Below are 14,606 nucleotides of genomic sequence, written 5' to 3' on the forward strand. Positions count from 1 at the left end.
CCCGCGCCGGGGCCCTCGTGGTCACCCCTCAAGCCTCGTGGCCTCGCCCCGGGGCAACGTCCGCCTGGAGGAGGGTTCTGAACTGCGGCGATCGCAGTAGACGTGGGCGCGGGCCTACCGCGCCCGCGGTTCCCGCCCGATCAGCGGGCCTGGGGGCGGACCAGGCCGGTCTCGTAGGCGATGATCACCAGTTGGGCGCGGTCGTGCGCCTTCAGCTTGGTCATGGCCCGGTTGACGTGGGTCTTGGCGGTCACCCGGCTGATCCCCAGCAGGTCGGCGATCTCGTCGTTGGTACGCCCGCAGGCGACCAGGGTCATCACCTCCCGTTCGCGCTCGGTGAGCACGGCGAGGTCCTCGGGCACGTGCTGGGCCGAGACGCCGGGGCCGGCCAGGAAGCGGGTGATCAGCCGGCTGGTCGCCAACGGCGACAGCAGCGCCTCGCCCCTGGCCACCACCCTGATGGCCTCCTGCAGCTCGCCGGCCTCCACGCCCTTGCCGAGGAAGCCGCTGGCGCCCGCCCGCAGCGCGGCGAAGACGTACTCGTCGATCTCGAACGTGGTCAGGACCAGCACCCGGACCCCGGCCATGGCCTCGTCGGAGGTGATCTCACGTGTCGCGGCCAGACCGTCCATCCCGGGCATGCGGACGTCCATCAGCACCACGTCGGCCATGGTCTCCCGCGCCAGCCGTACGGCGTCGTGACCGTTGGCGGCCTCGCCGACCACGTGCAGGTCGGGGGCCGAGTCGATCAGCACCCGGAACCCCGCGCGGACCAGCGCCTGGTCATCGGCCAGCAGCACGTTGACGGTCATCGCCTGTTCTCCCTGGAGGTGGGCAGCACGGCGTGCACCCGGAACCCGCCGCCGTTCACGGGCCCGGCGAGGAACGTGCCGCCGACCGACAGCGCCCGCTCCCGCATGCCGATCAGGCCGTGACCGAACCCGTGGGAGATCCCGCCCGCACCGCCACGACCGTCGTCGGTCACGGTGACGATCACCTCGTCGGCGGCGTACTCGATCCGCACGGTGGCGGTCGCCCGCGGCGCGTGCTTGCTCACGTTGGTCAGCGCCTCCTGGACGATCCGGAACGCGGCGAGGTCCACAGGGGCGGGCAACGGCCTCGGATCGCCGTAGAGCAGCCGGCCCAGCTTCAGCCCGGCGGCGGTGAAGGAGTCGACCAGCTCCGGCAGCCCCTCCAGCCCCGGCGCGGGCTCGGTCAGGAGCTCGTCGCGGCTGCCCGGCCGGCGCAGCAGCCCCACCGTCGTCCGCAGCTCGTCCAGCGCCTCCTTGCCGGCTTCGCGGACATGGCCCAGCGCCGCGCGGGCCTGCTCGGGTTCGCTCTCCAGCATGTACGCGGCGACCTGCGCCTGCACGTTGATCAGCGCGATGTGGTGGGCGAGAACGTCGTGCAGTTCGCGTGCGATGTGCAGCCGTTCCTCCATCACCCGGCGTTCGGCCTCCTCCTCGCGCGTCTCCTCGGCCCTGCGCGCCCGCTCCTCGATGGCGGCCACGTACGCCCGGCGGCTGCGCATCGAGTCCCCGACGGCGGTGGCCATGCCGATCGCCGCGATCGGCGCCAGCACTTCGGGCGCCAGCCACGTGCTGTCGCCGAACACGATCCTGGCCACGGCGACCACCAGCGCGGCGAGCCCGCCGTAGATCCACGCGTGCCGGCGCGGGCATCGGGAGGCCACCGTGTACATCGCGATCGCCGACCCCAGGTCCAGCACGTTCCGCCCGCCGTCGATCATGGCATAGGCGGCGAACCCGGTGACCGTGACGGCGAGCACGGCGTGGGGCCACCGCCGCCGGAAGACCAGCGCGCCGCAGACGACCGCGGCCAGCGCGATGTCGTACGCGGTGAGGGGCCGCATCGGGTCGTGCCATTCCGCGCCGGGCGGCGGGGGAGCGCCCGGCGCCAGCATCGTCATCGCATACACGCACGCGGCCAGGACAGTGTCGGCCGCATAGGGCCGGGACAGGAGTTCCCGTCTCAGCCAGGTCACCGTACGCACCTTTCAAACGTTAGGCCTGACCTGGGCGAAGTCCCTCATCCCGGAGTACCCATCCGCTCTACTGCGCCCGCAGTACGCCCGTCGCGCCGCCACTTGACCAATCGGACCGCAGTCCGTATTTTCGATGCTGTAATCGGACCATAGTCCGGAAAGGACCTGAAATCATGAGCAGACTGCTGCACATCTCCGCCTCCCCCCGTGGGGGCGAGTCGATCTCGCTGGGCATCGCGCGGACGTTCGTCGAGGAGTACCGCGCCGCCCGGCCCGGTGCGACGGTCGATCACTTCGACCTGTGGGACGGCACGCTCCCCGAGTTCGGCCCGGCCGCCGCGGGCGCGAAGATGACCGTGTTCGGTGGTGGCGTGCCCGAGGGGGAGCAGGCGGAGGCGTGGACGGCGGCCGTGCGGACGTTCGAGCGCTTCGACTCCTACGACCGTTACCTCTTCAGCGTGCCGATGTGGAACGGGGGCGTGCCCTACAAGCTGAAGCAGTTCATCGACGTGGTCAGCCAGCCGGCGATGGTCTTCGACGTGCACCCGGAGACCGGGTACCGCGGCCTGCTGACCGGCAAGCGCGCCGCCGTCGTCTACACCAGCGCCGTCTGGGGTCCCGGCCTCGGGCCGGCGTTCGGCAATGACTTCCAGTCGACCTACTTCGACGACTGGCTCCGCTGGGCCGGCATCGACGACATCCAGGAGATCCGCCACCACCCGACGCTGACGGGCTCGTACGAGGCCGAGCGCAAGCAGGCCGACGAACGCGCCCGCCAGATCGCCGGGACGTTCTAGCGCTCAGCCGAAACAGGTGTCCGCCGGATGTCTCAGGAGGCGCAGGTCCAGCGGGGCCCGTCCGGGGTGTCCTCCACGAGGATCCCGCCCTCCTGCATCGCCGCCCGCACCGCGTCCGCCACCTCGTACATTCCCCCCTCGCGCAGCCGGGTGCGGAGCACCAGCAGGGGCTCCACCAGGGAAGGGAGGCTCTGCGAGCGGAGGCGGGCGGTCGAGGCGAGCTCGCCGAGGCGGGCGATGAGCAGCCTCATCAGCTCTCTCGCCTGGTCGACCCCACCGGCGTCCTCCTCCGTGTCGGCCGCCCACTTGACGACCTCGGCCTCCAGGTCGAGCACCGCCTGGGCCGCCGCCACCAGGTCCGGACGGGCCACCGCCGCCTTGAACAGCTCCTCGCACGTGCGGATCGTCTCCTCCAGCGTCACCTCGGCCGGAGCGGGGTCCGCCGGGGGCGGCGGGGTGACGGCGCCCGTGCCGGGGCCGCCCTCGGCCAGGCGGCGCAGCTCGGCCAGGTCGGTGTGGGTGCCCGTGGGCAGGACCGTCGTGGAGCCGGGCAGGCGGACGGTCAGGCCGCCCCGGCCCGCCACCCGCACCGACTCGGTCTCGAGGTCGATGATCAGGGCGGTGTGCTCGTCGAGGCCCAGGACGGCGGTGCCGGGCGGCAGCTCGCGCTCCATGCGGGACAGCCGGCGCTCGCCCAGATAGCAGTAGCGGGTGTCGTGGGTGCCGCCCTCGGCGTTGTCGAAATGGGGGATCAGCACGGCCCGCAGCCCGAGCGGATCCAGCAGGTCGACGCCTTCGCGCCAATGGGGATCCGCGCCTACCTTGTAGATCTCGTAGACCGGCACGGTGGCCAGGCCCGCCGTGCAGGCGGCGGCCGAGGCCAGCACCGTCACCCCCTCGCGCGCGCGGATGCGGGCGCGCAGGTCGCCGGCCACGCCCGAGCCGGCCCAGCGGTCGAGCGCGTACGTCGGGCTGCCGGGACCCGAGAAGACCCAGTCGGCGCCCGTGATCCCGGCCGCCACCTCGACCTCCAGGCCGACGCTGCGCGCGAAGTAGCGGCGGGCGCGGGCGGAGATGTCGGCGGAGTTTTCCTGGAAGGCGTAGGGAGTGTCGAGCAGCACGGCCCGCGCCCCGGCGCGCAGCGAACGCGCCGCCGCGCGGTGGATCTCGACCATGGTCGGGCTCGTCTCGCCCGACCCCATCAACACCAGCAAACCCGGCATGGCTGTCGGCCCCTCTCTCGCATGTCATCGACTACATCCGGGCCCGCCACGGCTTTCAAGAGCGTTGCGACAATGCGTCTGAGACGTACTTGCATATGATTGGCAGTAAGTTGGTGGCGGTGACGGGAAGACACGTGATCCTGGTTGAGACGCTCATGCTACGGGTGGGCACCGACAATCGCTGGTCCTACCGGCATGCCCTGACCCGGCCGCGGCGAGGGGAGAGCCCCGACGAGGCGGCCCGCCGGCTCGGCGGGGTCGCGGCCGAGGACCCGGGGACCGTCGTGCACTCCACGAGCTGGCGATACGAGCCGGACGGCGGGGTCGTCCTGACCTATGCGGTCTGCCCGGACCCGGCGCCGTGGCTGCCCGCGGTCGAGGTGCCCGAGCTGGAGATCGTCAGGGGTGAGGCGCCCGCGACCCCGTCACCTGAGCGCGTCGCCCTGGCCAACGTGGTCGCGCACGCGGTCCGGCACCTGGGCTTCCTCATGGCCGAGGACCCCGTCGTGTCGCGCGTCCTGTCGAGCCACCCCGCGATCGCCCTCGCCCTGGAGCCGGCGGGCGCGCCCGCCTGAGAGGCGGCGGCCCAGCGCCTGCATGGGCCGTTCGACGTATCTGTAGGTGAGCGCGCTGGCGGCCAGCACCACGGTCAGGGCCAGCGCCGCCATCATGAGCTGGTACGCCGGCTCCGCCCGCCGCAGGTCACCGGTGATCGCCACGAAATACTTCAGCAGCGGGTGATGCACCAGGTAGAGCGAGTAGCTGATCAGCCCGAGCCAGGTCAGCACCCTGGGCAGCCGCCGCCCCCGCAGCGCCATCCCCGCCGCGAACGTGGCCCCGGCCAGCACGATCGTCGTCAGCCACACGTCGGCCCGCACCCACCACCAGCCGCCCTGGACGGCCCACAGCGGCGCGATCCCCACCAGCGCCGCGGCCACCGCGACCGGCCACAGCCGTCCGTGGCCCCGCTCCCACCGGTGGATGGCCGTCCCCGCGAACATCACCGCCAGCACCGCCACCGCGAGCCACGGCACCCGGCTGCTCAGCGGCAGCAGCGTCAGCGCCATCAGCCCCAGCACGCAGGCCGCGGCCGTGCGCAGGCGCCCCCACACGACGCAGGCCAGCCCGGCTGCGAACACCGCGGCGGAGACGTAGGCGGGCCACCCGCCCGTCAGCACCGCCCCCGACGCCACCAGCCCCACCACCACGGCCCCCGCCGCGAACGACACTGACAGCAGCCCGCTCCGGCCGTGCCCCCCGATCAGGAACAGCGCGGTGACCAGGAGGTAGAAGATCATCTCGTACGACAGCGTCCACATCGTGTCGGCCACGCCGCCCACGTTCACGACGTCGAGCAGCATGGTCGCGTGCGCCGCCACCGCGCTGGCGTCCCTGGGCACCTCCGGCCGCACCGGCACCCACCAGGCCAGGGCCAGCACGAGGACGACCACGCCGAGGTAGAGGGGATAGAGGCGGAAGAACCGGCTGATCCAGAACTTGCGCACGTCGCCGTGGCGTTCCAGGGACGTGGGGATGATGTAGCCGCTGACCAGGAAGAACACGAGGATGCCGTAGATGCCGAGGCTGAACCAGTACGGCCTGAGCTGGGGCAGGAACCACGGCAGCAGGTGCTCGGCCACCACGGCCAGCGCGCCGATCCCCCGGAGCGCGTCCAGCCACGCGAGCCGGGCGGCGGCGGGGACGGAGGTGGTCACGGGCTGGGCGGCGACGGCGGACACCCGCCCAAACCTACCCACGAAGGCTGAAGAGATGCTGGCACCGGAGAACGTCGTGCTCGGGCATCACCGATACGCTAATGATCCCGTGGCGAGAAGGAGGCCCCAGCATGACCGTCGCCGTCCATGTCGGACCCGAGCCGGTGCCCGTGCTCATCGAGGCGGTGCGTCAGGCGGGCGGCCGGGTCGTGCCCCTGGAGGAGGCCGAGGCGATCGTCTTCTTCGGCGGCGGTCCCGCGGAGCTGCGGCCGATGCTCCACGAGGGCATCCGCTGGGTGCAACTGCCGAGCGCGGGCATCGAGCGGTTCGCCGACGCCGGGCTGATCTCCGAGCACCCGGTCTTCACCGCCGCCACCGGCTCCTACGGCCTGCCGGTGGCCGAGCACGCGATGGCCATGATGCTGGCGGCCGCGCGCCGGCTGTACCGGGCGGCCAGGGTCCAGACGTGGGAGCCGAAGACGTCCAGGGAGTTCGCGGGCTCGACGGTCGCGATCGTCGGCTACGGCGGCATCGGGCGGGTGCTCATGCGGATGATGGAGCCGTTCGGCTGCCGGGTCCTGGCGGTCACCGACAGCGGCGAGGCGCCCGGCGCGGACCTCGTGCTGCCGCGCGCCCGCTACCGCGAGGTGCTGCCCGAGGCCGACTACGTGGTCGTCCTGGCGCCGGCCACGCCGGAGACGAGGGGGATGTTCGGGAAGCGGGAGTTCGAGCTCATGCGCGAGGACGCCTGGCTGGTGAACGTCGCCCGAGGCAGCCTCGTCGTGACCGACGAGCTGGTGGACGCGCTGCGCGCGGGCCGCATCGGCGGCGCGGCGCTCGACGTCACGGACCCGGAGCCGCTGCCCGACGGGCATCCGCTGTGGAGCCTGGACAACGTGCTCATCACGCCCCACTCCGCCAACCCGCCCTCCTCCTACTGGCGCGGCCTGACCGAACGCGTCACCGCCAACGTGCGGCGCTTCGGCGACGGCGCCCCGCTGGAGGGCGTGGTCTCCCCGTCCGAGGGGTTCTGAGGCGCCCCAGAGACGGCCCAGAGACGGCTCAGCCGAGGTTGAGGCGGGCCCCGTTGCTCAGCCCCGAGTCGTGCACCTCGAGCGCGGCCGGGGCGAGGTCCTTCGGCAGCTCGAACACCAGCGCGCCGGCGAACGACTGGCCCGCCTCGATGCGGATCGGCGTGATCTCCTTGCCGTCCCTGTCGAGCAGCTTGGTGCCGCCGTGTAACTCCTTGTCCTCGTCGACCAGCTTCTGCTGGCCCGGGTAGAGCACCCTGGCCTCCTGACCGACGTTGCTGACCCGCACGCCGATCTGGCACGTGCGGGTCTGCGCGGACTTCACGGGCTTGGGGCACTTCGTGCTGGTGACGGCGAAGCGCAGCTTGCCGTCCTGCACGGGCCCGTCCTCGCCGGCCGACGAGGGCCGCAGCACCCAGATCAGCACGAGGATCAGCCCCACCACCAGCACGAACGCGATGATCAAGGCGGTCATGCAGCCCGCGAACACACCCCGCTTGGGCTTGGCGGGCGGATAGCCAGGCAACGGCCCCTGGCCGGTGGCGGAGTGGTGGGGCATCGGCCCCTGCCCGGTCTGGTGGTGGGGGACCGGCCCGGTGAGATCCGGATGCGGCCCCCGCGGGCCCATCCCGGTCTGCGGCACGGGACCGGTCCGCTCGGGGTGGGGCGCCGGCGGCTGCTGCGGCACCCGGCCGACGCCGGGCGTGGGCCCGGTCCGCTCGGCGGGCGGCGGCTGCATCATGCCGGGCTTGGGCCCCGTGCGCTCAGCGGGCGGCATCTGACCCGGTTTGGGCCCCGTGCGTTCGGCGGGCGGCGGCTGCATCATGCCGGGCTTGGGGCCGGTGCGCTCGGCGGGCGGCACGTGGCTCGCCGCCCTCGGCGTGGGGCCGGTGCGTTCGGCGGGCGGCGGCGGCTGCGGCCCGCGGGGCTCGGCGTGCGGGCCGCGACCCTCGGGCCGGCGGGGCGGGCGACCCGCGCCCGGCACCGGGCCCGTACGGTCGGGCGGCATCGGAGGCGGCATCATCGGGAAGTCCGACGGGTTCCACGAGTTGGTCAGGTGCTTGGTGGCGGCGAGCTGCGCAGCGGGCTCGTCGGCCGCCCCCACCAGCTCCAGCAGCAGCTGCTTGGCCGCGGGCCGGCGCGCCGGGTCGGGATGGATGGCCGCGGCCACCAGCCGGTCCAGGGGCGCGGGCAGCCCCCGCAGGTCGGGCGGCGCGCTGCGGGCCCGGGCCGCCATCACGTACGCGTCACCCTCGCCGAACGGATGCCCGCCCAGCCCCGCGTAGGCGATCAGCGACCCCCAGGCGAACACGTCGCCCGCCGGGCTGGTGCGCCCCTCGAAGACCTGCTCGGGAGCGATCCATCCGGGCGTGCCCATCACCATGCCGGCGTTCGTGTGCCGGGAGCTGACGTGCGTCGAGCGCGCCAGCCCGAAGTCGATCACCCGGGGCCCGGCCAGCGTCAGCATCACGTTGGCCGGCTTGAGGTCGCGGTGCACCAGCCCGGCGGCGTGGATCGCGGTCAGCGCGGCCGCCACGCCGACGGCCGCGGAGTGCAGCACCGACGGCGACAGCGCGCCGTGCTCGATCAGGTGGTCCTCTAGCGAGATGCCGTCGATGTATTCAGTGACGAGGTAGAGGACGCCGCGGTCCTCGCCGTGGTCGAGCACGCGCGCCGTGCAGAACGAGGCCACCTTGCGCGCGTTGGACACCTCTTCGTGGAAACGCGCCCGGTAGACCGGGTCGGCCGTGTAGTCGCGCCGGATCGCCTTGAGCGCCACCCGCTGCCCGTCGGCCGCCTTGGCGAGGTAGACCACCCCCATGCCACCGGAGCCGAGACGGCTGACCAGCTCATAGGGGCCGATCGCCGGCGGATCTTCCGGCTCCAGCGGAGTGCCTGCGGAGCGCCCCAACGTAGCCGTCCTCTCGCCGTCGTCATCCCGTCTCAATCCGAACCGTTCCTCCGCCCGGCACGTCATTTTGTACCCAAGACTCTAACGGAGGAAGTGCCTGCCCGGTGGCGACTAGTTCTGAGCAGGAGAGGGAGCGCCGTGGATGCGCAAGGGACGCATCGTCACCCGCAGGCGCGAGAGGTTGAGGGTGTGGGGGAGCGGGCGGTGCGGGGACAGCAGCCGCCCGACCGGCTTGGGGCGGGCGGCGCGGACGATGCCGGCCAGGAACGCGGTCCCGACCGCGAGCGTGAGGTGCACGCCGTCGCAGCCCGGTCTGGCCCACCACTCGTTCGCCGCGGTGCCGTCCAGCCAGATCTCGGGGGCGAAGGTGTTCGCGTACGGCAGGCGCGAGCTGCGCTGGTGCGCGGCGATCGGCACGAGCACGGTGGTGCCGGCGGGCAGGGTGGTGCCGTACCAGTCGGTCCTGGTGGCGGTGACCCGCGTCAGCGCCGGCACCGGCGGCCACAGGCGCAGCCCTTCGCGCAGGCAGGCCCGCAGGTAGTCGGCGTCGCGACGGGCCGACTTGCGCTGGGCCGGGTGGGCGGCCAGCAGCGCCAGGGTCTGCATCAGCCCCGCCGACATCACGCCGAGGCCCATCAGCCAGAACGCCGCCTGCATGAGCCCGCGCGAGCGGCCCACCCCCGGCCTCTCCGCGATCAGGCCGGCCAGGCTGCCGGGTTCGGCGCGGCGCAGGTGGTCGAGAATGCGGGCGTCGTACCGGCCCGAGAGCAGGTCCTGGCGCCGCCTGTCGCGCCACCTGCCGGCCCGCGTGAGGTCCGTCAGCAGGCGGGTGAGCTCCACGTCGTCGGCCGCGCCGTCGCCGTAGACGCAGCGCCTGGCCACCCGCTGCCACCGGGCGTTCAGCCGGTCGTGGTCCACCACGCCGGAGGTGAGCTCCCCGGCCTCCTCCCTGGCGATGTCGATGAACGTCGGGCGCAGCACGTCCGTCGGCAGGCCGAAGGGGCGTTGCTCGACGCCCTGCGCGAATTCGCCCTCCTCCGACAGCACGCGCAGGGCGTCCCGCTTGGAGATGATCAGCAGCGCGGGGCCGCGCAGGCCGCGGACCAGGACGGGGCGGCCGCCGTACCTGGCCTCGAGCTCGGCCAGCAGCGCGCGGGAGCGCAGCGGGTCGCGCCCGCGCGTCAGATGCGGCAAGCCCGGCGGGACGATCGTGGCGGCCAGGCGCAGGCTCTCCAGCACGGTGGCCCGGGGGAGGTCCCTAGGCACGCGCGGCCTTCCGTGCTCCGACCGGCGCCCGCGGGTCCGTGGCCATGCGGGCACTGACCTTTCGGCCCGCGGGCGCCTCCTGGGTGGCCGGAGCGGGAAGGAAGTCCATATGCCGATGTGATCTCCCGTGGCGCCGCGTTCGCAATCAGGGGTCTCGGCCACCGGAACACTTCCGGGCGGAGGCCGCAGAGATGTTCCGACAGCCGGAACGCCTACGCGCCGAGGAGGGCCGCCGAGATGGCCTGGGCGGCGCCGCGTACGGAGATGCCGAGCTTGGCGAGCGGCACCGCGCCCACGGGGGCGGCCACACCGAGGGACATGCAGATCCGGCCGCCCGGGCCGAACACCGGCGCCGCCACGCACGCCACGCCCTCGGTGAACTCCTCCTGCGAGTACGCCACGCCGTGCCGGCGGACCTGGGCCAGCTCGCGTTCGAGCCCGCCCAGCGTGGTGATGGTGCGGCGCGTCATCCGCTCGAACGAGCCGCGCGCCAGCAGCTCCTGGCGCAGCCTCGGGTCGAAGGCCAGCAGCGCCTTGCCGGTCGCCGTGCAGTGGAGCGGCGCGCGGTCCATGCCGTCGGAGCGGGAGTCGACGCGGTTGTGGCCGTAGAGGCGCTCGACGTAACGGGCCTCCAGGCCGGAGGGGACCGCCAGGTTGACCGTCTGCCGGGTGGCCTCGTACAGGTAGAGCAGGTAAGGAAGCACGACCTTGCGGGTGCCGGGCACGCGGGCCCGGGTGATGCCGGCCATCGTCTCCAGCAGCTCGCCCGGCAGATAGCCGTTGCCCACCCGCCTGGCCAGCTCGCGCGAGCACAGCACGCCCAGGAGGCGGTGGGCGGTCGACTTGGGCAGGCCCGTGCTGCGGCACAGCTGCGAGAGGCTGAGCGGGTGGGAGGCGGCGCTGAGCGCCAGCAGGATGTCGATGCCCCGCTCCAGGCTGCCCGGCTGGGCCACGGGGCGGTCGTCCGCCATCCTCTGCACTTGGCGGACCAGTTCCGTCGGCATTGATGTCCTTTCGCTCTCCGGAGAGCGAAAGGGGCTTCCCGGGGGCTGCGGTTGTCCTGTCCTTGGCGTACCCGGCTGCCGCCCGTTAACGCAGGCTGATGATCTCGGCGTACACGGAAACGGCCACTTCACCGGGCGTTCTGGCACCTATGTCCAGACCCGCCGGAACCCGTACGCGCTCGCCTCCCTCCACGCGCGCCAGCACCGCCGTGCCGCGCCTGCGGCTGGCGATCAGCCCGATGTACGGCACGCCCTTGGCCAGCGCGTCACGCAGGATCGGCTCCTCGCCGACCCCGTGCGAGGCCACCAGGACGGCGTCGGCGTCGGCGGCGACCCCGGGGCCGGTCTCGATCTGGTACCCCAGCGCCTGGCCGACGGCGGCGAAGGCCCGGGCGATGGGGCTGTCGCCGTACACGTGGATCAGCACGGGAGGCAGCACGGCCTCCAGGAAGATCTCCAGCGTGCCGCCGGACAGGCACGGCTGGCCCACGGCGATCAGGCCCTCCTCCTCGTGCGGCTCGCCCGCCTCCGGCGTGATCCGCAGCAGCGTGGTCCGTGCGGCGCGCCGGAGTTCGAGCAGCCGCAGGCCCTGCGCCCGGACGGTGTCGGTGGCGCAGACCCCGCCGACGAACCCCTCGATCGTCCCGTCCGGCAGCACCAGCGCGCGGTCGCCCGCCTTCGCGCTGGTCGGCCGCTGTGCCCGCACGACCGTGGCCAGCACGTACGGCTCCCGCCCCGACCGCAGCCGCGCGACCCGGGCGTCCAGGTCGGCGGCCGGCCGCGGCCGGGACGTCGGCATACCGAGGAAGTCGCTCACGGGATGGCCAGGTCCGTGCGGAACGGGTCGCCGTTGACGACGCGCCAGACGTTCGCCGGGGTGAGCGGCATGTCGGCGTGCCGCACACCGTACGGCCTGAGCGCGTCCACCACGGCGTTGACCACGGCCGCGGGAGAGCCGACGGTGGCCGACTCGCCCACGCCCTTGGCCCCGATCGGGTGCGTCGGCGAGGGCGTCACGGTCTCGCCCAGCTCCCACGACGGGCACTCCATCGAGGTCGGCAGCAGGTAGTCCATGAACGACGCCCCCAGGTGGTTGCCGTCCTCGTCGAACGCCATCACCTGCATGAGCGCCATCCCCACCCCGTCGGCCAGCCCGCCGTGGATCTGCCCCTCGACGATCATGGGGTTGATCCGCACGCCGCAGTCGTCCACCGCCACGAACCTGCGCACCTTCACCTGCCCCGTCCCCGGATCGACGTCGACGACGCAGATGTAGGCGCCGAACGGGTACGTGAGGTTGGGCGGGTTGTAGACGGTGGCCGCGTCCAGGTGGCCCTCGACGCCTTCCGGCAGCTCCAGGTTGGAGTGCGCGGCCAGCGCGATCTCGGCCATCGACTTGCCGGCGGACGGGTCGCCCACCACCGACCACCTGCCGTCGGCCCACTCCAGGTCGTCCGGCGCGGCCTCCAGCATGGCCGCCGCCACGATCTTGGCGCGGTCGCGCACCTTCCTGGCCACGATGGCGGTGGCCGCGCCGGAGACGGGGGTGGAGCGCGAGCCGTACGTGCCCAGCCCGAACGGCGTCTGGTCGGTGTCGCCGTGCACCACCTCCACGTCGTCGGCCGGGATGCCCAGCTCCTGCCCGACGATCTGGGCGAACGTGGTCTCGTGCCCCTGGCCCTGCGACTGGCACGAGACCCGCAGCACGGCCTTGCCCGTCGGGTGCACGCGCAGCTCGGCGCCGTCGGCCATGCCCAGGCCGAGGATGTCCATGTGCTTGCGCGGCCCCGCCCCGACGGCCTCGGTGAAGAAGCTGACGCCGATGCCCATCAACTCGCCCCTGGCCCGCTTGTCGGCCTGCTCGGCGCGGAGCTTGTCGTAGCCGCCCATGTCCATGGCCAGGCGCAGCGCCCTGGGGTAGTCGCCGGAGTCGTACTCCCAGCCGGTGGGGGAGTGGTAGGGGAACTGCTCGGGTCTGAGCAGGTTGCGCATCCGCAGCTCGGCCGGGTCGAGGTCCAGCTCGGCGGCCAGTACGTCGATCATGCGCTCGACCAGGTAGACGGCCTCGGTGACGCGGAAGGAGCAGGCGTAGGCGACGCCGCCGGGGGCCTTGTTCGTGTAGACGCCGGTGACCTCGCAGTGGGCGGCCTCGATGTCGTACGAGCCGGAGAAGACGTGGAAGAAGCCGGCCGGGAACTTGGTCGGCTGGGCCGTGCCGTTGAACGCGCCGTGGTCGGCCAGCACCTTGACCCTGATCGCCTGGATCCTGCCGTCACGCGTCGCCGCCACTTCGCCGCGCATGTGGTAGTCGCGGGCGAAGGCGGTGCTCATGAGGTTCTCGGAGCGGTCCTCCATCCATTTGACCGGCTTGCCGGTGACGATCGAGCCGACGATCGCGCACACGTAGCCGGGATATATCCCGACTTTTCCGCCGAAACCGCCGCCGATGTCCGGAGAGATCACCCGGATCTTGTGCTCGGGCAGCCCGGCCACCATCGCGTACAGCGTCCGGTGGGCGTGCGGCGCCTGCGTGGGGCACCAGACGGTCAGCTTGCCGGTGACCCTGTCGAAGTCCGCGAGCGCGCCGCACGTCTCCAGCGGCGCCGGGTGCACGCGCGGGTAGAGCAGGTCCTGGGCGACCGTCACCTCCGCCTGCTCGAAGAGGGCGTCGGTGCGGGCGCGGTCGCCGGCCTCCCAGTCGAAGATGTGGTTGCCGGTACGCCCTTCGAGATCGTCCCGGATGACCGGCGCGTCCGGGTCGAGGGCCCTCCTGGCGTCGATGACCGCGTCGAGGGGGTCGTACTCGACGTCGATGAGCTCCAGCGCGTCGCGGGCCGAGTAGGCGTCCTCGGCCACCACGAACGCGACCTCCTGGCCCTGGAAGCGCACCTTGTCCGTGGCCAGCACCGCCTGGGTGTCCTGCGAGAGCGTCGGCATCCAGGCGAGGCCGAGCCCGGCCAGGGTCTGCCCGGTGATGACGGCCTTGACCTTCGGGTGGGCCTCGGCGGCGCTCGTGTCGATGGAGACGATCCTGGCGTGGGCGTGCGGGCTGCGCAGCACGGCGCCGTACAGCATGCCGGGCAGCCGTACGTCGTCGGTGTAGTTGCCGCGGCCCCTGATGAAGCGGGCGTCCTCCTTGCGGTGCATGCGTCCGTAGCTCATGATTTCGCCTCCGTCGCGGACTCGGCGACATTCAGACTCGCCTGGGCCGCCCAGCGGATCGATCGGACGATGTTCTCGTAGCCGGTGCAGCGGCACAGCTGGCCCGAGATCGCCTCGCGGATCTGGCCCTCGTCGGGGTCGGGCACGCGGTCGAGCAGCGCGCGTGCGGTGAGCAGCATGCCGGGCGTGCAGAACCCGCACTGGAGCCCGTGGCACTCCACGAACCCCTTCTGCACCGCGTCCAGCTCCCCGTCCCGTTCCAGGCCCTCCACGGTGGTGACCTCGTGGCCGTCGGCCATCACCGCCAGCACCGTGCACGACTTGACCGGCATGCCGTCGAGCCGCACCGTGCAGACGCCGCAGTTGGAGGTGTCGCAGCCCCAGTGGGTGCCGGTCAGGCCCAGCTCGTCGCGCAGGAAGTGCACGAGGAGCAGCCTGGGCTCGACCTCTCTGGTGTACGGCTGCCCGTTCACCGAGACCGTGATGCGCAT

Annotated in this window: 12 protein-coding genes; 2 read left to right on the top strand and 10 right to left on the bottom strand. The window is 72.8% G+C overall.

The features are described 5' to 3' along the window. Positions 1–140 precede the first annotated feature (140 nt). The gene (locus AB0L65_RS19950) at positions 141–812 is read right to left on the bottom strand and encodes a response regulator transcription factor (RefSeq protein WP_364247280.1); all 672 of its coding nucleotides are present in this window, start codon (positions 810–812) and stop codon (positions 141–143) included. Beyond that, on the bottom strand, positions 809–2,005 hold the full coding sequence (locus AB0L65_RS19955; RefSeq protein WP_364247283.1) for a sensor histidine kinase: 1,197 nt from the start codon (positions 2,003–2,005) through the stop codon (positions 809–811). Before AB0L65_RS19955 ends, AB0L65_RS19950 begins: the two co-directional genes overlap by 4 nt. 173 nt (positions 2,006–2,178) lie before the next feature. Between AB0L65_RS19955 and AB0L65_RS19960 the strand changes: the two genes are divergently transcribed. After that, positions 2,179–2,802: an NAD(P)H-dependent oxidoreductase gene (locus AB0L65_RS19960; protein WP_364247285.1), complete on the top strand. Its 624-nt coding sequence runs from the start codon at positions 2,179–2,181 to the stop codon at positions 2,800–2,802. Positions 2,803–2,834: 32 nt separating this feature from the next. Here the strand turns inward: AB0L65_RS19960 and AB0L65_RS19965 are convergent, their stop codons facing one another. After that, entirely contained in the window at positions 2,835–4,025 is a 1,191-nt protein-coding gene (locus AB0L65_RS19965) for a hypothetical protein (protein ID WP_364247287.1), read from the bottom strand. Between the two features lie 425 nt (positions 4,026–4,450). Continuing rightward, positions 4,451–5,764 (bottom strand): acyltransferase, encoded by a 1,314-nt coding sequence (locus tag AB0L65_RS19970; protein ID WP_364247290.1) that lies wholly within the window; start codon positions 5,762–5,764, stop codon positions 4,451–4,453. A 107-nt stretch (positions 5,765–5,871) separates the two neighbouring features. On the opposite strand from AB0L65_RS19970, the gene AB0L65_RS19975 reads away from it, so the two are divergent. Beyond that, positions 5,872–6,774, top strand: a complete 903-nt coding sequence (locus AB0L65_RS19975) for a D-isomer specific 2-hydroxyacid dehydrogenase family protein (RefSeq protein ID WP_364247292.1) — start codon at positions 5,872–5,874, stop codon at positions 6,772–6,774. A 28-nt stretch (positions 6,775–6,802) separates the two neighbouring features. Here AB0L65_RS19975 and AB0L65_RS19980 read toward each other — a convergent pair whose 3' ends face one another. The 6 genes from AB0L65_RS19980 to AB0L65_RS20005 form a co-directional block, all read right to left on the bottom strand. Continuing rightward, on the bottom strand, positions 6,803–8,683 hold the full coding sequence (locus AB0L65_RS19980; protein WP_364247295.1) for a protein kinase: 1,881 nt from the start codon (positions 8,681–8,683) through the stop codon (positions 6,803–6,805). A gap of 111 nt (positions 8,684–8,794) precedes the next feature. Further along, entirely contained in the window at positions 8,795–9,949 is a 1,155-nt protein-coding gene (locus tag AB0L65_RS19985) for a cytochrome P450 (protein ID WP_364247298.1), read from the bottom strand. Between the two features lie 212 nt (positions 9,950–10,161). Next, complete coding sequence (locus tag AB0L65_RS19990; protein ID WP_364247300.1) at positions 10,162–10,920, bottom strand: IclR family transcriptional regulator; 759 nt, start codon at positions 10,918–10,920, stop codon at positions 10,162–10,164. Positions 10,921–11,038: 118 nt separating this feature from the next. Beyond that, a complete protein-coding gene (locus tag AB0L65_RS19995) occupies positions 11,039–11,770 on the bottom strand; it encodes an XdhC family protein (RefSeq protein ID WP_364247303.1) in 732 nt (243 codons plus the stop codon). Next, positions 11,767–14,115, bottom strand: coding sequence for an aerobic carbon-monoxide dehydrogenase large subunit (locus AB0L65_RS20000; protein WP_364247305.1), 2,349 nt, complete (start codon positions 14,113–14,115; stop codon positions 11,767–11,769). The genes AB0L65_RS19995 and AB0L65_RS20000 overlap by 4 nt, the downstream gene beginning before the upstream one ends. After that, positions 14,112–14,606, bottom strand: a complete 495-nt coding sequence (locus tag AB0L65_RS20005) for a (2Fe-2S)-binding protein (protein ID WP_364247307.1) — start codon at positions 14,604–14,606, stop codon at positions 14,112–14,114. The genes AB0L65_RS20000 and AB0L65_RS20005 overlap by 4 nt, the downstream gene beginning before the upstream one ends.

The sequence above is a fragment of the Nonomuraea sp. NPDC052116 genome (genome assembly GCF_040680035.1).
Taxonomy (GTDB): domain Bacteria; phylum Actinomycetota; class Actinomycetes; order Streptosporangiales; family Streptosporangiaceae; genus Nonomuraea; species Nonomuraea angiospora_A.